This window comes from Streptomyces sp. NPDC054872 (assembly GCF_053610705.1).
In genome coordinates this window covers 235,746-252,921 of sequence record NZ_JBSGYY010000002.1, presented here as the reverse complement: position 1 = coordinate 252,921, position 17,176 = coordinate 235,746, and the positions used below count along the sequence as shown (strand labels likewise).

Genomic DNA, 17,176 nt, shown 5'->3' with positions numbered 1-17,176 from the left:
CGGGTCGGTTCAGCGGAACACCGAGGGCGGCGGCGCCGGTGACGCCACCGCGCTCACGTCCGTGACCGCCGCCGCTCCCCCGCTGAAGTCGATGAGCGCCCTGCCGTGCTCGACCCGGGCCGGATGCGAGTCCCCCGCGCTGCGCCGGGTCAGCTCGGTGATCGGCAGCGGCAGGTCGGAGGCGACGAGCACCGCGTTGCCGAAGCGCTTGCCGCGAAGGACCGCGGGGTCGGCGATGAGCGCGAGTTCCGGGAAGAGCGTGGCGGCGGTGGCGAGCTGGCCGCGCAGATGTGCGAGCGGCGGCCCGTCGGCGAGATTCGCGGCGTAGCACCCGCCGGGCTTCAGGACCCTGCGTACGTCACCGAGGAACTCGGCGCTGGTGAGGTGGGCGGGGGTGCGGGCGCCGCTGAAGACGTCGGCGATGACGAGGTCCGCCCAGCCGTCCGCGATCTTCGCGAGCCCTTCGCGGGCGTCGGTGCCGCGCACCCTGACCCGGGCCTGCGGGTCCAAGGGCAGTTCGCGGCGCACGAGTTGGATGAGGGCCGTGTCGCGCTCGATGACCTGCTGGGTGGAGCGAGGGCGGGTCGCGGCTATGTAGCGGGCGAGGGTGAAGGCGCCGCCACCGAGGTGCAGGGCCTGGATCGGCTTGCCGGGCGGCGCGACCAGGTCGGCGACGTGACCGAGCCTGCGCTGGTACTCGAAGTCGAGATACGCCGGGTCGTCGAGGTCGACATGGGACTGCGGGGCGCCGTCCACGAGCAGCGTCCACGCGCGCGGCCTGTCCCGGTCGGGCATGAGCTCGGCGAGCCCCCCGTCCACCTCCTCGACGACGGCTTGCGCCTCTTCCCGGGACCGCCTGTTCCTTGCCATCGGACCATTATCGGCGTACGCGCCGTGCGCGGCCCGATGACCTTGGAGAACCGCTTCTGCCGGGGCTCAGCGACAGTTGTCGGCGGCTTCGATCGTGCGCGCCGCCTTGCCGAGTGCCTCGCGCAGCACGGCGGGGTCGGTGACCGGGTCGGTCTCGTCGGGGGGCAGCAGCCAGCCGGTGCCCGCGACCGGGGTCGGCGGGGGGACGGGCGCCGGCTCGGCGTGCGCGCGGATGCCGCGGCCGAAGGTCTGCGTACACGCGCTGCCCGGCAGGTCCCAGCCCTCGGCGGTGCCGGGGGGCACCAGGAAGCCGAGGGTGTCGCAGCTCCCGTCGTGCAGGACGGGGCCGACCGCGTCGTCACCCGCCCCGCGGCGCAGGATGTCGACCGCTTCGAGGCCCTGGCGGGCCGGCACGGTGACGAGATCGCAGAAGTCGGCGGCCTCGGGGGGCCTGGCGCCCTGCTGTGGTGGTGCGCTGCGCTCCTGGGACGGCAGGTGCCGTGCCGTGGTCAGCGACGCCCGCGATTCGCCGTTCTGCACGCCGATCTCCGACAAGCCGATCTCCGACAAGGGGACCCCTCCTCGCACGGGCGGAAGCCGCGTCGCTCCCTCTCCGCATGGTTCAACGCGGGAGGGCGTCAACAGCTACGGCGCAATACCGCCGCAAAGGATGGCACTTCATGGCGGATCACGGGTGAGATATCCGGTTTGTAGCCAAACTCCGCGTGCCGGGCCCATGACAGCGGGTACGTTCGTGCTCCGCCGGAACAGGGGCAGTATCGCCGAATCCGCAGGATTCGGCGCGATCCGGCACGATCCGTACGAGAGGGTCAGGCCATGGCGTCGTCACCGATGGCATCGTCAACTCCGTCCCCACGACCGAATCTTCGCTTCAGGCAGCTGCGCGGACAGCGCTCTCCGGGCGAGTTCGCCGCGTTGATCCGGCGGTCCGCCCGCGACATCGGTGAGCGAGTCAGCTGCGACGCCCGTTACATCGGACGCGTCGAGGCGGGCGAGATCCGCTGTCCCAACTACGCCTACGAGCGAGTGTTCCTGCACATGTTCCCCGGCCGGACACTGACGGATCTGGGGTTCGCGCCCCGCTCCACAGTGCGCGGGCGGGGGGCGCGCGCCAAGTCCGGGGCGCCCGCACCACACACCACGATCCAGCTGTATGAGTCTCCCCCGTCCGGGCCGCTGGGCCCCGAACTGCACGAGTGCGACCCGTACGAGATCCAGAGTCACGAGGAGATCGACGTGCGGCGTCGCGCATTCATGAGCGGTACGGCCACGGTGGCCGCCGCCTCTCTGGGCCCTTTCGGGCTCACCGACCCGAGTCCGGCCCAGGCCACCGCACAGCGCGGCGGCCGGTCGGGCGAGGCCGAGGCGACCGCGGTCGAGGAGGCCGTGCGCAGGATCCGGCTGCTCGACGACCGGCACGGCGCCGACGGCCTCTACCGACGCGCGTCCGCCCCGCTGCGGACCGCCTACGCCCTGCTTGACGCGGGCACGACCCGCCAGCCGATGGCGGACCGGCTCTACACGGGCGCGGGGGAACTGTCCATCTCCGTGGGGTGGTTGGCGCACGACTCGGGCCGCTTCGACGACGCCCGCTCGCACTACGCGGAGGCGCTCGCGACGGCCCGCATGGCCGGCGACCCTGCCCTGGAGGCGCACGCCTTCTGCAACACGGCCTTCCTCGCGCGCGATGCCGGGCGGCCCAGGGAGGCGGTGCGGGCGGCCCAGGCGGCGACGCGGGCCGCCCGGCACCTCGCGTCGCCGCGGCTGCTCTCGCTCCTCGCGCTGCGGGAGGCCGGCGGCTGGGCGGGGCTCGGGGACCGGTCCGGCTGCGAGCGGTCGCTGGTCCGCGCCCACGCCCTGTTCGACCGGGGCCCCTCGGACTCCGACCCGGAGTGGATGACCTTCTACGGACCGGCCGAGCTGGAAGTCCTCGAGGCGCAGTGCTGGTCGGCGCTCGGCGACTGGGAGCGCGCGGCCCGGCACGCACGGCGCGCGGCGGGCATCGCCTCGGCGCAGACCCCGCAGTTCACCCGCAACATCGCCCTCTACACCGCGGAGCTCGCCGACGACCTGGCCCGCGCGGGCCGTCCTGACGAGGCCGCGACGGCGGGCATGCGCGTGCTCGGGCTGCTCGACGAGGTGCAGTCGTCGCGTATCCAGGGGATGCTCGCCACGACGGCCCGGGTGCTGCTTCCGCACCGGCGGGCCTCGGGGGTGTGCGGCTTCCTGGAGCGGCACGCATCGCTGCCGCGGGCCGTGTAGGCGGCCGTACGCGTCCGGGACGGTCGTACGTCTCCGGTGGCTACGCCAGGTGTCCGGTGTCGTTCCACGACTCGATGGCCGGTTCGCCGTAGGCCCAGCCCAGGGTGGAGATCGAGGTCGGGTTGAGGCGGATGCGGGCGGCGAAGTCGACGCCGAGGCCGAGCCAGCGCGCGCCGATCGAGCGCAGGATGTGCCCGTGCGCGAAGACCAGGACGTCACGGTCCGCGCCGCGCGCCCAGGCCACCACCTCGTCCGCGCGGGCGGTGATCTGCTCCAGGGTCTCGCCCCGGGGGACGCCGTCCCGCCAGATGAACCAGCCGGGGCGCACGCCCTGGATGTCGGCCGGGGTCATCCCCTCGTAGGAGCCGTAGTCCCACTCCATGAGCGTGTCCCAGGTGGTGGCGCGGTCCCCGAAGCCGGCGATCTCGCAGGTCTCGCGCGCACGCGCGAGGGGGCTGGTGCGCACCTCGACGTCCTCGAGGCCGTCGAAGGGGGCGCGGTGCAGGCGCTCGCCCAGGAGCTTCGCGCCGTTGCGGCCCTCTTCCAGGAGCGGGACGTCCGTCCTGCCGGTGTGCTTCCCGGAGAGGGACCACTCCGTCTGTCCGTGGCGGGCCAGCAGGATGCGCGGTGCCATGTCGAGCCTTTCCGAGCCGACAGCCATCGGTGGAGACCATCAGCTGTCATCGAGCGAATTCTGTGGACAGACAGCTGTCCGTACCCTCCATCATCACTCACGTGCCATGTCGCGATCACTCCTGCCCGCGAGGAGCAACCCGCTCGTCGATCTCTGCGTCTAAGACGACCGGGGACCCGCTCAGCGTCCTTTCGCGTACGCCGTAAGGTGAGGCGCCGTTGAACACCGCATGACCAAAGACAGATGGGGGACCTACCGGATGCCGCAGACTGACGCTCCGGGCACCGGGGGCATCAGCGGGCTTCGGCTCCGCTGGTGGACGGAGCTGCCGCTGATCGTGCTGGTGTACGCCGCGTACTCGGCGGGACGCCTGCTGGCCCGCGGCGATGTGGCGGGCGCGGTCGACAACGGCCTGAGCATCCTGCGCGTCGAGAAGTTCCTGCGGCTCAACGCCGAGCACCCGCTGAACCGTCTCTTCACCGACCATTCCTGGATAGGTGTCCCCGCCGACTTCTGGTACGCGTCCCTGCACTACCTGGTCACGCCCTTGGTCCTCGTCTGGCTGTTCCGCAGCCGCGCGGTCCACTACCGCGCGGCGCGCGCGTGGCTGATGACCTCCACCATGATCGGCCTGGTCGGCTTCACGCTCCTGCCGACCTGCCCGCCCCGCCTGCTGAGCGAGGGGTACGGCTTCGTCGACACCATGGCGCAGTACAGCGACTTCGGCTGGTGGGGCGGCGAGGCGAGTGCGCCGCGCGGGCTCGGCGGCATGACCAACCAGTACGCGGCGATGCCCAGCCTGCACGTGGGATGGGCGCTGTGGTGCGGGGTCGTGCTGTGGCGGCAGAGCCGTTCGCCGCTGGTCAAGACGGCGGCGGTGGCCTACCCCCTGATCACCACGATCGTCGTGATGGGCACCGCCAACCACTACTTCCTCGACGCGGTCGCGGGTGCCGCGGTGATGGGTCTCGGACTGCTCCTCGCGCAGCCGGTGCTGCGGGTCGCGGACCGCGTAAAAGCCAGGATCAAACTGCCGTTCGATGCCGCGCGGCCTTCTGCGGGGGTCGCGGGCGGGGTGGGCCCGGCGTCGCACGCGGGCTCGTCGTCCGTCTCGTCCGCCCCGGAGTCCTCAATTGTCAGTGCCGGGTGCCAGACTTCCGTGGGTGAGCGAATTCCCCGGCCGCGCAAGCGGCCTGCCGAGCCAGGCGCCGAGCCCAGTGCCCGCCCCGCCGAAGCGGGGGACAGCACTCCGACAGCGGCTCGCTGAGCTGCGCGGACCGGACGTCCCCGCGTCACCGCTCGACGCTCGCGCGCTCGCGGCCCTCGCCGCGAATCCGGGCTGCCGACGGCGCGCGCTGCTGGACGGCGCGGGTGTGAACAAGGCGACGCTGGCGCAGTCTCTCGGCTCCCCGGCGCCCTTCGGCCAGTCGCAGTTCGCGTTCATGCGGGGCAACGCCTTCGAGGCGAAGGTCAAGGCCGACGGCGGCGCGGAGCTGCTGCGTCTGGTGCACGGCAGGCTCGGGGGCGGCCCGGAGCCGGTGCCGGGTGAGTCGTCCGTTCCCGACCTCGCCGCGGTGGGTCCCGAAGGCCGCGCGGCCCGCACCTCGCTCGCGCTGCGCGAGGCCACGGCGACGGAGGGCTGGACCCTTCTGGACCACCCCATGCTGGCCCTCGACGTCGCGGGGACGCCCGCCTTCCTCGAACCGGACGCGGTGGTGGTCCATCCGGACGGCACCTGGACGGTCGTCGAGATCAAGTCCTTCCCGATGATCGACGGCTCGGCGGACGCCGCGAAGGTGGGCGCGGCGGCCCGCCAGTCCGCGGTGTACGCCTTGGCGCTCGAGCGGGTGGCGGCCCACATGGACCCCGCGCCCCGCATCCGCCACCACGTGCTCCTGGTCTGCCCCAAGGACTTCTCGAACCTCCCCACGGCGTCGGCGATCGACGTGCGCAAGCAGATCTCCGTGACCAGGCGCCAGTTGGCGCGCCTGACCCGCATCGAGGACATCGCGGACGCGCTCCCGGAGGGCACCACCTTCGACGTGAACCGTCCCCCTGCCGACCTGACGGCGGCGGTCGAATCGGTCCCCGCGACGTACGCCCCCGAGTGCCTGGCCGCCTGCGAACTGGCCTTCCACTGCCGCGAGCGCTCCCGCGCACAGGGCGTGGTGACGGCTCTGGGCAGGTCGGTGCGGGGTGAGCTTGGCGGCCTGACGACCATCGGGGCCGTACTGTCCGCGGCCACCGGGGCCTCGGGCGACCCGGACGACCCGACGGTGGCGGCGCTGCGGAGGGCGGCGGCACTGAGGGCGGAAGCGCTGTCCGCCGCGGCCCCCTCGGGCGAAGCTTCAGCAGGGAGCGAGAGGTGCTGAGGCGAGGGGGTTTCCCGAGCTCCTCGCTGTCGGCCCGGTGCGGCGTGATCCGGCCGGTGGGTGGGGAGAATCCGTCGCGGAGCGGCGGGACCATCGCCCACGACCCGCAGGGGAGGACAGCCGTATGTCGTTGATCGACAACCTCGCCCGTCTGGAGGCGGTCACCACCGGCCGCGCCCAGCCACGCGCGACCGTACGACACCGCCACCTCACCCAGCGCCCCCTCGTCCTCGTCCCCCTCATCACCGCCGGCGAGGCGGGCGCCCCGCTCGGCGCGCTCGTCGGGACGGAGCGCACCTCGCCCCGCGTCCTCGTCGTACCCCAGCCCCGCGACCGCGACCTGCGCTTCACCTTCCTGGCCCAACTCGCAGACACCGTCCTGGAGTACGTCGACTCGTTCACGGACGACGTCGAAGCGGCGGAGCGCAGCGAGACGGACCCCGAGACCGGCAAGCGCGTCAAGGTGGAGGTCGAACTCTGCTCAGACGCACCGCAGTTGATCGTCCCGAGCCGCGCGGGGATCGACTTCGTACGGCTCATCGGCCGCTCCACGCGCTTCCGCCGCACCGCCGAGCAGGACCCGGAGACCCCGTATCCCGCCCCGCCCCGCGTCCCCCTCCTGGGCCGCTGGCTGACCCACTTCGGGGAGCGCGCCCGCGTTCCGGGCTCCTCCCTCCTTCTCGCCATGACGGACCTGCTCTCCCGGCACTGGGCCACCGGCCAGTCCAGCCTGGAGGACCAGCATCTGGGCGCCCTGCTCGCCTGGATCGAGGCGCCGGAAGGCACCTCGGGCGCCGACGCCGCGCTCCGCGCCGAGCTGGCGCGGGACAAGGACGGCCAGCTGCTCTGCCCGCCCGCGGGCCCCGCCACGGACCCGGCGTTCGACAACCGCCTGCTCGCCCCGGCCATCGAGCGGTACGACCGCGCGCGTGGCGTCCTCGCCACCGCGGAGGACGGCATCCAGGCGGACGCCCGCCTCGCCGAACTGGCCGCCGCCGAGCGGGAGATCCGCTCCCTGATCGAGAGCAGGACCCGCCCCACCTGGGACGCGGTGTGGCGCGGCCTCGACGCGCTCTGCACGCTTCCCGAGGCCCCGCACGCCACGGACCGCTGGACCCGCGACCGCTGGTCGTTCACCGGCCACCGGGACCGCGTGACGGCGGGCGAACCCCCGCAGCCGCGCGTCGACGACGCGGTGACGGCGGCGAACAAGCTCGCGACCCGCGAGCGCGAGCAGGCCAGGCTCGAAGCGCAGGAAGCGCTGGACGACCCCCTGGTGATGGCGGGCCGCCGGCTCGCGGGCGAGGCGTTCGCCGGTGAGGTGACCGAGGTGGTCATGGCGTACAGCGAGAGCAAGCGCCCGAGCCCCCGCCCGCTGGTCACCGTCCGCACGGACGACGACCCGCACCTGGCCGAGCGCGCGAAGGTGTACCGCTCGCTCCAGGGCAAGCCGCAGTCGGCCGAGTTCGTGACGTACGAGGCCGAGGGCGGCGCCGCTTCCGTCGTACTGCGCATCACCGACAAGATGGGCCGCGGCAAGGAGCCCGAGCCCGGCTCCGTGCCCGAGAAGGGCGACCGGATCTGCTGGACGCTCTTCGAGCACGAGCAGCGCGGCGGACCCAAGCTCCCCGACCCCGAGGCGACTCCCTGGACCCACGGCGGCCCGCCGGGCGACGCCGCCGAGCGCCCTGACCCCGTGACGCCGGAGGACACCCTGTGAGTCCGACCGCCCCCTTCGACCGTGCCTCCTTCGACCCCGGCGCGGCGGCCGGCCGCGCCACGGACGCGATCCTGCACGACACGCTGCACGGCGCGCACCGCGGCGTCGTCGTCGACTCACCGCCCGGCGCGGGCAAGTCGACCCTGGTCGTGCGCGCGGCCCGCGAACTGGCTGCGGCGGGGCGCCCGTTGATGGTGATCGCGCAGACGAACGCGCAGGTCGACGACCTGGTCCTGCGCCTCGCCGAGAAGGACCCGGAGCTGCCGGTCGGCCGGCTGCACAGCAGCGACCCGGACGCGTACGACAAGGCGCTCGACGACCTGTCCTTCGTCCGTACGTCCACGAAGGCCGCCGACCTCGCCGGTCTCGACGTCGTGGTGTCGACCGCCGCGAAGTGGGCGCACGTCAAGGATGTGGAGCCCTGGCGGCACGCGATCGTGGACGAGGCGTACCAAATGCGGTCGGACGCGCTGCTCGCGGTGGCCGGGCTCTTCGAGCGGGCCCTGTTCGTGGGCGACCCCGGGCAGCTCGACCCGTTCTCGATCGTGGGCGCCGAGCAGTGGGCCGGTCTCGCGTACGACCCTTCGGCGAGCGCGGTGACGACGCTGCTGGCGCACAACCCCGAGCTGCCCCAGCACCGCCTCCCGGTCTCCTGGCGGCTCCCGGCGTCGGCGGCCCCGCTGGTCTCGGCCGCGTTCTATCCGTACACGCCCTTTCGCAGCGGCACGGACCACGGCGACCGGAAGCTCGGCTTCGGTGTGCCGTCGGACGGTTCGGGCCCCGACCGGGTGATCGATGAGGCCGCCGAGTCGGGCTGGGGCCTGCTCGAACTGCCCGCGCGGAACACGCCGCGGACCGACCCCGAGGCGGTACGCGCGGTGGCTCAGGTGGTCCGACGCCTCCTGGACCGCGGCGGCGCCGCGGCATCGGAGCGCGACCCGGACCCCACACCCCTCACCGCAGACCGCATCGCCGTCGGCACCGCCCACCGGGACCAGGCGGCGGCGGTGCGCGCGGCCCTCGCGGAGCTCGGCGTCGCGGACGTGACGGTGGACACGGCCAACCGGCTGCAGGGCCGCGAGTTCGACGTGACGGTGGTCCTGCACCCGCTCTCCGGCCGCCCGGACGCCACCGCGTTCCACCTGGAGACGGGCCGCCTCTGCGTCCTGACCTCCCGCCACCGCCACGCCTGCATCGTGATCTGCCGCGCGGGCGTCAGCGAACTGCTCGACGACCACCCGTCCACGGAACCGGTCCAACTGGGCGTCACGGTGAAGTTCCCGGACGGCTGGGAGGCGAACCACGCGGTACTGGCCCGCCTCGCGGAACACCGCGTGGCATGGCGCCCATGAACACGCCCCCGGCACCACACCCCACCCCGTGGCATGGCGGCAGCCGTGACCGCAGGGCCTATGGCCCCCTTGCGCGGCAAGGGAGAATGGAAGACGGCCCCACGGCCGGAAACCGTACGAGGAGGAGAACCATGGCGGAGCCCGAGCGGCCCCGGACCGAGCAGCGCCTTCGACCCGCGCCCCTGCTCTTCGAGCCCGCGGAAGCCGCCGCCGACCCGGAGCACTTCTTCGACCTGGAGTCGATGGAGGACCCCCGGGAGCTGCTGGCCCGCGCCACCGAGCTGACGCACGCCTTCCGTGCCGCCACGGATCGCTCGGTCGAGTTCCAGGCCATCGCCGCGGCCCAGCTCGCCGACCCCCGGCGCTTCGACCGGCTGACGCCCGCCGCGATCGCCGAGCGCGCCCAGTGGACCGAGGACTACGCGAAGAAGATGGTCGAGTTCGGCCGGGATCTGTTGCGCGCGGCCGGTCCGGGAGGCGGCGGCCCGGAGGCCTGAGGGTGACGCCGAAAGGATCACGGGCATATGCCAAGGAGGGCAAGGTACTCCCCCGCACCCGCCGCTGTCCCCATTTCTGACAACTCTCAGAAATGGAACGCTCACCACCGGTAGATGTAGTTGCCATGAGCAGCACACGTCTCCACCCGGGCCCCGACCCCGCCCGTGTCCAGGACATCTCCGACGTCACGGCCGAGGGAGCCGCCTGGCTCGCCTCCGCGGAAACGTATCCGCGCAGCGCGCTCGCCCACTGGCGCAGCCGCCCCACCGCCCCCGCCGTCCTCCCCTGCGGCGCCGTCTTCGACGTGGTGAGCGTCCCCGCGGTCTTCGGCCGGCGGATGCTCGACCGTTTATGGGAAGACGGCCCCGGCTCGGGCCCCGTCGCCGCGCACCGCGGCCGCGTGCTGCTCTTCGCCGCCCCCGGGACCGCCCAGCGGCTGCCCTCGCTCCTGGAGTGGGAGGAGTGGGGCCGTGCCGTGCCCGGCATCCTCTGCCACGGCATGGGCGACGCCGTGACGGTCCCGCCGGTCACCCCGGAAACGCGGGGCACGGCGTCCCCCGACCGCCTTGCGGGGCACCTCGAATCGCGCTGGCTGGTGGCTCCCGACGCACGTCACCCCTGGCTCCCCGGGCCCGAGGTCATGCTCTGGGCGTGCGTCCGCGCGGCGCGCGCGGCGGCCGGCTCCGCGGTCCGTATATCGATTTTTCCTGGCGGCGATCAGGGTGCTAAGGTCTACGACGTCAGCAGGCGCCGCTAGCTCAGTTGGTTAGAGCAGCTGACTCTTAATCAGCGGGTCCGGGGTTCGAGTCCCTGGCGGCGCACAGACAGAAAGAAGCCCCTCGCGCAAGCGGGGGGCTTCTTTCATGCCCCGCTCGGCGCCCGGTGGGGGCGCTACTCAGCCCACCGACACGTTCACGTTCCAGGCCCCCGACGCCGTACGCCCCTCCACCTCGATGCGCACGCCCTCGTCCGGCACCGTGAAGCTCTCCCCCGTCGCCACCGGCGCGTCCGCGAGCGGCGGATACACCGAGTCGGTCCAGCACGCCTCCGAGTCCGGGTGGGCGTCGAGCACCTCGACCGGCCCGCCGCCGGACGGCGCCTCGTTGCGTACGCGGTAGACCAGCACCCCCTCGCTGCACGTGGCGCGGTCGTTGCCCGCCGCGTCGCGTGCCTCGAAGGCGATCGCGCTACCCCGGCCCGTGCGGACGACCGCCAGCTTGGTGCCCCCGATGCCTCCGCGCGTGGGCCGCGTCGACAGCGGTTCCAGGGTCAGCCGCCCGCCCTCGCCCTCCACACACGCCACCTGCCGTCGGTCCAGCCAGCCGAGCTTCCACTTGTGCCAGCCGAAGAGGTCGGGGGAGAGCCCGAACTGGCTGCCCATGACGTCCCAGTCGCCGACGTGCGTGTCCCAGTCGCCGTCGCCGTCCGTCGGCCGGTGGTAGAGGTCGGGCAGGTCGAAGACGTGGCCGGTCTCGTGGGCGAGGACGTTGCGGTCCGGCGGATGGCGCTCGAAGACCGTGACGATGCGCTTGATGTCGGCGCCGTCGGCCCGCATCGGCCGGTCGAAGTTGACGACCTTCGTCGCGTCCGAGTCGACGCCCGGGGCGTCCGGGTCGGCGACGAAGTAGACGACGTCGTGCCGCGAGAAGTCGACGTGCGGATCGGCCGCGGCCACCGCGTCCCGCAGATAGGCGCTGCGCCGGGAGGCGTCCCAGTCGCGCTGTATGGCGTACGAGGTGGAGTCGTCCGGCATCTCCACCCACTCGCGCCGCGGATGCGGGCGCAGCGTGAACTTGCCGTAGGAGGCGCGCTCGAAGAACTGGCTGGTGGCGGGGAAATAGTCGGCCGTCAGGTCCTCGGTGGCGATCTGGGGCGGGGAGTCGGGGAAGGAGAGGAAGATCATCACGGCGTCGAGCGCCCGGTCGGGGCGCGTATAGGCGCCGTTCCAGGTGTCGAGGCCCTCCGAGTGATGCGCCGGTGTGCGCTGCAGCGCACAGGGGACCGCCGAGGTCCGGGCGCTCGCGGGGCCCGCGACAAGCCCCGTGGCGGCAAGTGCGGTCAGGGACGTGAGGACGGCGGCCGTGCTGCGCAACCGGGGTCTCCCCCCTCCACGGGTGAGTCCCCAGGGGGGTAGCTGACGCGGCACGTCCACCTCCGGGTGCGGGTTACGGGGCATCCCACCCACCCTGTGCAGCTTTTTTCTGATGTGCCCTGTTTGTCTGGGCCACCCGGGTGACGCGCCACTCCCGGAGCGCTCACGGAACGTCACAAGTTGTCGTCGGCCTGATGGAGGCGTAAAGGAAGCAGTACAAGGGCGAGCAGAAACGATCTGTCGCCGGGCAGGTGCCACATCCGCGCCGGGCATGCGCCTGTCCTATGCCCTGCGTGACCGCCACGCGGCACCGCTCTGTGGCTGGATGCGCCCTCGGGCCAGCCCCTATGATCGGCACACTTTCCTGCGCGGGCCCGGCCTCGCCGAACAACTGCACTGCGGGAGCAAGTGGTGAACGGAACGTCTGAAGGCCAAGCGCCCACAGCGGTCACAGCACCCGACCTCGCCAGGGCGCCCATCACGGAGCGTCGCCATCGGGGGCAGCGGCCCGACCACCGAGCCGCTTTCGCCGCCGCCCCGCTGGCTCTCGGCGTCGTGGACGGCGACGGTCTCGTCATCGACGCCAACGACGCGCTCGCCGAGCTGCTCGGCGCGACCCCGGACGAGCTCGCGGGACGTCTGGCCGCCGATCTGGTGGACCTGGCGTCGGACGCGCGCACCTGGCACGCGTACCGCGAGGTGCTCCGCGGCCGCCAGGCCAAGCTGCGCTGCACCCGGCGCCTGAAACACCCCGACGGGCACTCGCTGTGGGTCCAGGTCACGGTCTCGCCGATGCCCGGCGGGCGTACGGTGCTGCTCGCCGCCACCGACATCAGCGCGCGCCGCGAGCTCCAGGCCCGGCTGCGCCATCTCCAGATGCACGACCCGGTGACCCGGCTGCCCAACCGCAGCCTGTTCTTCGAACGGCTCGCCGGCGCGCTCGAAGCGGGTGCGTACGACGACACGGGCACCGGCCGGATCGGCCTCTGCTACCTGGACCTCGACGGATTCAAGGCGGTCAACGACACGCTCGGCCACCGGGTCGGCGACCGGCTGCTCGCGGCCGTCGCGGAGCGGCTCACACGGTGCGCCGACGAGGCGGGCCAGGGCAGAACGGCGCCGCCCCTGGTGGCGCGGCTCGGCGGTGACGAGTTCGCCCTGCTCGTGGAGGACTCGACGGGCACGGACCAGCTGGCCGACCTCGCCGAGACAGCGCTCAAGGCGCTGCAGGAACCCTTCGACCTGGCGGGCCAGCGGCTCTCCGTCTCGGCGTCGATCGGGGTCGTGGAGCGGCGCGCCGCGGGGACCACGACGACCTGCCTGATGCAGGCGGCCGACACGACGCTCTACTGGGCGAAGTCGGACGGCAAGGCACGCTGGACGCTCTTCGACCCCGAGCGCAACGCGCACCGCATGACCCGCCAGACACTGTCGAGCTCACTGCGCCCGGCGGTCGAGCGCGGTGAATTCCTGCTCGACTACCAGCCGTTGGTGCGCCTGGAGGACGGCGGTGTGCGCGGGGTCGAGGCGCTGGTGCGGTGGCAGCACCCGCACTTCGGGCTGCTCACGCCGAATCGGTTCATCGGACTGGCCGAAGAGGACGGTTCGATCGTGCAGCTGGGCCGCTGGGTGTTGCGGACGGCGTGCCGTCAGGCCCGGCAGTGGCAGCTGGACCACCCGGAGCGGCCGCCGGTCTTCGTGAGCGTCAATGTCGCGGTGCGCCAGGTGTGGGACTCGGATCTGGTGGCCGATGTCGCGGAGATCCTCGCCGAGACGGGGCTCGCCCCCGAACTGCTCCAGCTGGAGCTCACCGAGTCGGCGGTGATGGGCTCGACGGGCCGGCCGCTGCAGGCTCTCCAGTCGCTCAGCGACATGGGGGTGCGGATCGCCATCGACGACTTCGGCACCGGGTACTCGAACCTGGCGTACCTGAGCCGGCTCCCGGTGTCCGTCCTCAAACTGGACGGCTCCTTCGTGCGCGGCTTCCAGTACGACGCCGACGCGGGCGAGGGGCACATCAACCCCGCGGACGAGGTGATCGTCGAGGCCCTGGTGCAACTCGCGCACCGGCTCGGCCTGACCGTCACCGCGGAGTGCGTGGAGACCACGTCGCAGGCGGCGCGGCTGCGGCGGATCGGCTGCGACACCGGGCAGGGGTGGCTGTACTCCCGCCCGGTGGCGCCGGATCGTATCTCCGCCTTGCTGGCGTGCTGTGGCGGTCAGGCCGCGGGCAGCCCGTAGGCGTCCGCGATCAACTCGTACGAACGCAGCCGCACGTCGCCGCTGTGCGCGTTGGCGGTGATCATCAACTCGTCGGCGCCGGTGCGCTTGGCGAGGTCGTCGAGGCCGGTACGGACCTGGTCGGCGGTGCCGTGGATGACGTTGGAGTTCCAGCTGTTGATGAAGTCCCGCTCCATCTCGTTGAACTCGTACGCCTCGGCCTCCTCGGGGGTCGGCACGAGCCCCGGCTTCCCGGTGCGGAGGCGGACCATGTTCAGCGCGGCGGCCATGACCTGCCGCCGGGCCTCCTTCTCGTCGTCGGTCGCGAGCGCCGATACGCCGATCAGGGCGTACGGGGCGTCGAGGACCGCGGACGGCTTGAACGACTCCCGGTAGAGGTCGAGCGCCGGGATGGTGTTCTGCGCGGAGAAGTGGTGCGCGAAGGCGAAGGGCAGGCCGAGGACCCCGGCGAGGCGGGCACTGAACCCGGAGGAGCCGAGCAGCCACAGGGGCGGGCGGTGCGGGGACTGGACGCCGCCGGGTGAGGTGGCCTGGACGGGGCCGGGGACGGCGTGGATGCGGCTGTACGGGTGGCCGTCGGGGAAGTCGTCGTCCAGGAAGCGGGTGAGTTCGGCGAGCTGCTGCGGGAAGTCGTCGGCGCCTTCGTTCAGCCGGTCCGTCCTGCGCAGCGCGGCGGCGGTCGCGCCGTCCGTGCCCGGGGCGCGGCCCAGACCCAGGTCGATCCGTCCGGGGGCCATGGCCTCCAGGGTGCCGAACTGCTCCGCGATGACGAGGGGGGCGTGGTTGGGCAGCATGACGCCACCCGATCCCAGGCGGATGCGCTCGGTGCGGGCGGCGAGGTGGGCGAGGATGACCGCCGGGGACGAGGAGGCCACTCCCGGCATGGAGTGGTGCTCGGCCACCCAGTAGCGGTGGTATCCGCGCCCCTCCGCCAGCTCGGCGATCTCCACGCTCTTGCGCAGGGCGTCGGTGGCGGTCCGGCCCGCCCCCACGGTCACCAGGTCAAGCACGGAGAGGGGTACCGGCGCGCTGCCGTGCCGCTCGCCGCGGATGTCGTCGCTCGGGTCCACTGTCACGGGGGTCCTGCCTCCTGCTGCGCGTGCTGGTGCGGTGCGTACTGCTTCGCAGACCTAACAGGAGGTGGACTCCGCTTTATTCCCGGGGCCGGTGGGGCGGGGTTCCTCCGGGCCGGTGAGGCTGGGCCTCCCGGGCAGGCGGGCGGGTCGTGTCCGCCCTTCGCGGCGCCTCCGCCCCGCCCACCGACCCGGTCACCCGACCGCTGCCACTACCCCTTCACCTGCACCACCGGCTCCTTCGTGAACAGGGCGCCGAGGCTCGGCGCGTTCACCCGGCGGGTGGCAAGGCGCAGGGCCTCCCAGACCGTCACCTGGTTCGCCGTCAGGACCGGTTTGCCGAGGTCCCGCTCCAGGTCGTGGATGTACGCCGCCGTGTGCAGCGCCGTGTCGGGCAGGAGGAGCGCCTCCGCGTCGGGGTGGTCGCCCGCGTGGGCCATGGCTCTCACCTCGTCCCAGCCCCACGTGCCCACCTCCGCCGCGGTGATGATGCCGCTCCCCCGCGTGGCCACGACCTCCACGCCGGACGCCTTCAGGAACGAGGCGAAGAGCCCCGCCACGTCCTCGGGGTACGTCGCCGCGACAGCGACCCTGCCCGCCCCCACCTCACGTACCGCGTGGGCGAACGCGAAGGACGTGCTGGACGCCGGCAGACCCGCCGACCGGGCCAAGGCGCGGACCTGGTCGTGCGCGCCCTCCCAGCCGAAGACGAAGCTGGCGCTGGTGCAGGCCCACACCACCGCCTCCGCCCCGGAGAGGCGCAACTCCTCGACACCGGCGGCGAGTCGCTCCGGCGACCCCATCTCCAGGAGAGCGTCGACCCGGTGCGCGTCCTCGCCGATGTCGGTGTGGACGACCTGCAGCCGGACATCGCTCCCCAGCATCTGCTCCATGCGGGGGTAGTCGTCCTCAGCCGAGTGACCCGGATAGAGGAAACCAAGTGCGGTCACTTCCAGCCTCCTTCAAGGCAGCGTTGGTGGTCCTTCGGGCAGACCCTGACCCGGATCGAGCGGCAGTACACCTGGCAGTTCGCCCGGCGCGGAGACCGGACCCGCGCCCGGCCTCGCGCTCGGATTGATCAGTGCCTGGTAGGGCCCTACGGCATGGGTACCCAGACGGCGCAGGGCGGACCACATCGTCACCTGGTTCGCTGAGATCACCGGCATCCGCAGCTCGGCCTCCAGCTGCGGGATGACGTCGTACGTGGCGAGGTTGGTGCAGCTGATGAAGAGCGCGTCGGCCCCGCCGAGCACCGCCCGCCGCGCCATGTCCGCCACGTCCTTGTACGGCACCTTCCAGATGTGCCGGGTCAGGCCCAGATAGGCGCGACCGGTGACGGACACACCGGATTCGGCCAGATACTCCTCGAGCGACTGCGTCACCGACCAGGTGTAGGGCGTGACGAGCGCGATGCGCCGCGCGCCCAGATCCTCGAGCGCCTCGAGCAGCGCGCCCGATGTGGTGACGGCTGAGACCGCGCCCTCGCGGTGCATGGCCTCGCACATCGCACGCTCGCCCGCGATGCCGCCGACGAAGCTGCCCGACGTGCAGGCGTACGCGAGGACTTCGGGTTCGGCGGCGCTCAGGGCGCGCACCGCCTCGCCGAGCGTTTCGTGCTCGCTGACGAGTCGTGCCAGGTCAAGGCTTACCTCGACGGGCACATAGGGAGTGCGGGTCAGATGCAGGGAGACCTCGTCCGGCACCCAGCGCCAGAGCTCCCGGTCGAGGGCGAAGTCGAAAGGGGCGACGACACCTACACCGCGTTGAGGGTGTGGTCCGCCGAGGAAGGAGACGTCCATGAGCAGGCCCCAAGTTCGTGCGTGCGTGCAATGGAGGGACCGGCCGGGGGCCGGGAGATGCGTAGCCGGCGACGCGCCGGGACGTCGGGACGGGGCAGAAGGCGCCAAGAAAGCGCTACAGAGAGTGCTACGGCCTCGTACGGAGAGTACTCAGTCGTGGGGTGCTTGTGATAGAGCACCTCTGTTGACGAAGGTAGTTTCAGGTGCGAGCGTGGTCAATCCGCGCATCTCAGACGGCTCTG

Annotated in this window: 15 protein-coding genes and 1 tRNA gene; 9 read left to right on the top strand and 7 right to left on the bottom strand. The window is 72.5% G+C overall.

Annotation, left to right across the window (positions count from 1 at the left end):
• Positions 1-9: 9 nt before the first annotated feature.
• Complete coding sequence (locus tag ACWGIH_RS03310) at positions 10-870, bottom strand: spermidine synthase (RefSeq protein ID WP_453444354.1); 861 nt, start codon at positions 868-870, stop codon at positions 10-12.
• 66 nt (positions 871-936) lie between these two features.
• A complete protein-coding gene (locus tag ACWGIH_RS03305; RefSeq protein ID WP_453444353.1) occupies positions 937-1,440 on the bottom strand; it encodes a hypothetical protein in 504 nt (167 codons plus the stop codon).
• Positions 1,441-1,707: 267 nt separating this feature from the next.
• Between ACWGIH_RS03305 and ACWGIH_RS03300 the strand changes: the two genes are divergently transcribed.
• Positions 1,708-3,153: a tetratricopeptide repeat protein gene (locus tag ACWGIH_RS03300; RefSeq protein WP_453444351.1), complete on the top strand. Its 1,446-nt coding sequence runs from the start codon at positions 1,708-1,710 to the stop codon at positions 3,151-3,153.
• A gap of 40 nt (positions 3,154-3,193) precedes the next feature.
• Here ACWGIH_RS03300 and ACWGIH_RS03295 read toward each other — a convergent pair whose 3' ends face one another.
• A complete protein-coding gene (locus ACWGIH_RS03295) occupies positions 3,194-3,787 on the bottom strand; it encodes a histidine phosphatase family protein (RefSeq protein ID WP_453444349.1) in 594 nt (197 codons plus the stop codon).
• Between the two features lie 259 nt (positions 3,788-4,046).
• On the opposite strand from ACWGIH_RS03295, the gene ACWGIH_RS03290 reads away from it, so the two are divergent.
• From ACWGIH_RS03290 to ACWGIH_RS03260, 7 genes are all read left to right on the top strand, one after another.
• Complete coding sequence (locus tag ACWGIH_RS03290) at positions 4,047-5,054, top strand: phosphatase PAP2 family protein (protein WP_453444348.1); 1,008 nt, start codon at positions 4,047-4,049, stop codon at positions 5,052-5,054.
• The gene (locus ACWGIH_RS03285) at positions 5,005-6,159 is read left to right on the top strand and encodes a hypothetical protein (protein ID WP_453444525.1); all 1,155 of its coding nucleotides are present in this window, start codon (positions 5,005-5,007) and stop codon (positions 6,157-6,159) included. Before ACWGIH_RS03290 ends, ACWGIH_RS03285 begins: the two co-directional genes overlap by 50 nt.
• 124 nt (positions 6,160-6,283) lie before the next feature.
• Positions 6,284-7,879, top strand: a complete 1,596-nt coding sequence (locus ACWGIH_RS03280) for a hypothetical protein (protein ID WP_453444346.1) — start codon at positions 6,284-6,286, stop codon at positions 7,877-7,879.
• Positions 7,876-9,231: an AAA domain-containing protein gene (locus ACWGIH_RS03275; protein WP_453444345.1), complete on the top strand. Its 1,356-nt coding sequence runs from the start codon at positions 7,876-7,878 to the stop codon at positions 9,229-9,231. The genes ACWGIH_RS03280 and ACWGIH_RS03275 overlap by 4 nt, the downstream gene beginning before the upstream one ends.
• A 131-nt stretch (positions 9,232-9,362) precedes the next feature.
• Positions 9,363-9,728, top strand: coding sequence for a hypothetical protein (locus ACWGIH_RS03270; RefSeq protein WP_453444343.1), 366 nt, complete (start codon positions 9,363-9,365; stop codon positions 9,726-9,728).
• 125 nt (positions 9,729-9,853) lie between these two features.
• Complete coding sequence (locus tag ACWGIH_RS03265; RefSeq protein WP_453444342.1) at positions 9,854-10,486, top strand: bifunctional DNA primase/polymerase; 633 nt, start codon at positions 9,854-9,856, stop codon at positions 10,484-10,486.
• Positions 10,477-10,550 (top strand) — tRNA-Lys (locus ACWGIH_RS03260). The genes ACWGIH_RS03265 and ACWGIH_RS03260 overlap by 10 nt, the downstream gene beginning before the upstream one ends.
• Before the next feature lie 74 nt (positions 10,551-10,624).
• Here ACWGIH_RS03260 and ACWGIH_RS03255 read toward each other — a convergent pair.
• Positions 10,625-11,905, bottom strand: a complete 1,281-nt coding sequence (locus ACWGIH_RS03255) for a M6 family metalloprotease domain-containing protein (protein WP_453444341.1) — start codon at positions 11,903-11,905, stop codon at positions 10,625-10,627.
• A gap of 327 nt (positions 11,906-12,232) precedes the next feature.
• On the opposite strand from ACWGIH_RS03255, the gene ACWGIH_RS03250 reads away from it, so the two are divergent.
• Positions 12,233-14,062 (top strand): putative bifunctional diguanylate cyclase/phosphodiesterase, encoded by a 1,830-nt coding sequence (locus ACWGIH_RS03250; protein ID WP_453444339.1) that lies wholly within the window; start codon positions 12,233-12,235, stop codon positions 14,060-14,062.
• Here ACWGIH_RS03250 and ACWGIH_RS03245 read toward each other — a convergent pair.
• From ACWGIH_RS03245 to ACWGIH_RS03235, 3 genes are all read right to left on the bottom strand, one after another.
• A complete protein-coding gene (locus tag ACWGIH_RS03245; RefSeq protein ID WP_453444337.1) occupies positions 14,041-15,138 on the bottom strand; it encodes an LLM class flavin-dependent oxidoreductase in 1,098 nt (365 codons plus the stop codon). The genes ACWGIH_RS03250 and ACWGIH_RS03245 overlap by 22 nt on opposite strands.
• A gap of 209 nt (positions 15,139-15,347) precedes the next feature.
• The gene (locus tag ACWGIH_RS03240; protein WP_453444336.1) at positions 15,348-16,085 is read right to left on the bottom strand and encodes a maleate cis-trans isomerase family protein; all 738 of its coding nucleotides are present in this window, start codon (positions 16,083-16,085) and stop codon (positions 15,348-15,350) included.
• Between the two features lie 12 nt (positions 16,086-16,097).
• Complete coding sequence (locus tag ACWGIH_RS03235) at positions 16,098-16,934, bottom strand: maleate cis-trans isomerase family protein (RefSeq protein ID WP_453444334.1); 837 nt, start codon at positions 16,932-16,934, stop codon at positions 16,098-16,100.
• Positions 16,935-17,176: the final 242 nt, after the last annotated feature.

What these genes read in the sequence shown, in the direction of transcription:
- ACWGIH_RS03310 (WP_453444354.1), bottom strand. Translation starts at nt 870, where the DNA reads ATGGCAAGGAACAGGCGGTCCCGGGAAGAGGCGCAAGCCGTCGTCGAG.
- ACWGIH_RS03300 (WP_453444351.1), top strand. Translation starts at nt 1,708, where the DNA reads ATGGCGTCGTCACCGATGGCATCGTCAACTCCGTCCCCACGACCGAAT.
- ACWGIH_RS03295 (WP_453444349.1), bottom strand. Translation starts at nt 3,787, where the DNA reads ATGGCACCGCGCATCCTGCTGGCCCGCCACGGACAGACGGAGTGGTCC.
- ACWGIH_RS03290 (WP_453444348.1), top strand. Translation starts at nt 4,047, where the DNA reads ATGCCGCAGACTGACGCTCCGGGCACCGGGGGCATCAGCGGGCTTCGG.
- ACWGIH_RS03280 (WP_453444346.1), top strand. Translation starts at nt 6,284, where the DNA reads ATGTCGTTGATCGACAACCTCGCCCGTCTGGAGGCGGTCACCACCGGC.
- ACWGIH_RS03270 (WP_453444343.1), top strand. Translation starts at nt 9,363, where the DNA reads ATGGCGGAGCCCGAGCGGCCCCGGACCGAGCAGCGCCTTCGACCCGCG.
- ACWGIH_RS03265 (WP_453444342.1), top strand. Translation starts at nt 9,854, where the DNA reads ATGAGCAGCACACGTCTCCACCCGGGCCCCGACCCCGCCCGTGTCCAG.
- ACWGIH_RS03255 (WP_453444341.1), bottom strand. Translation starts at nt 11,905, where the DNA reads ATGCCCCGTAACCCGCACCCGGAGGTGGACGTGCCGCGTCAGCTACCC.
- ACWGIH_RS03235 (WP_453444334.1), bottom strand. Translation starts at nt 16,934, where the DNA reads ATGGACGTCTCCTTCCTCGGCGGACCACACCCTCAACGCGGTGTAGGT.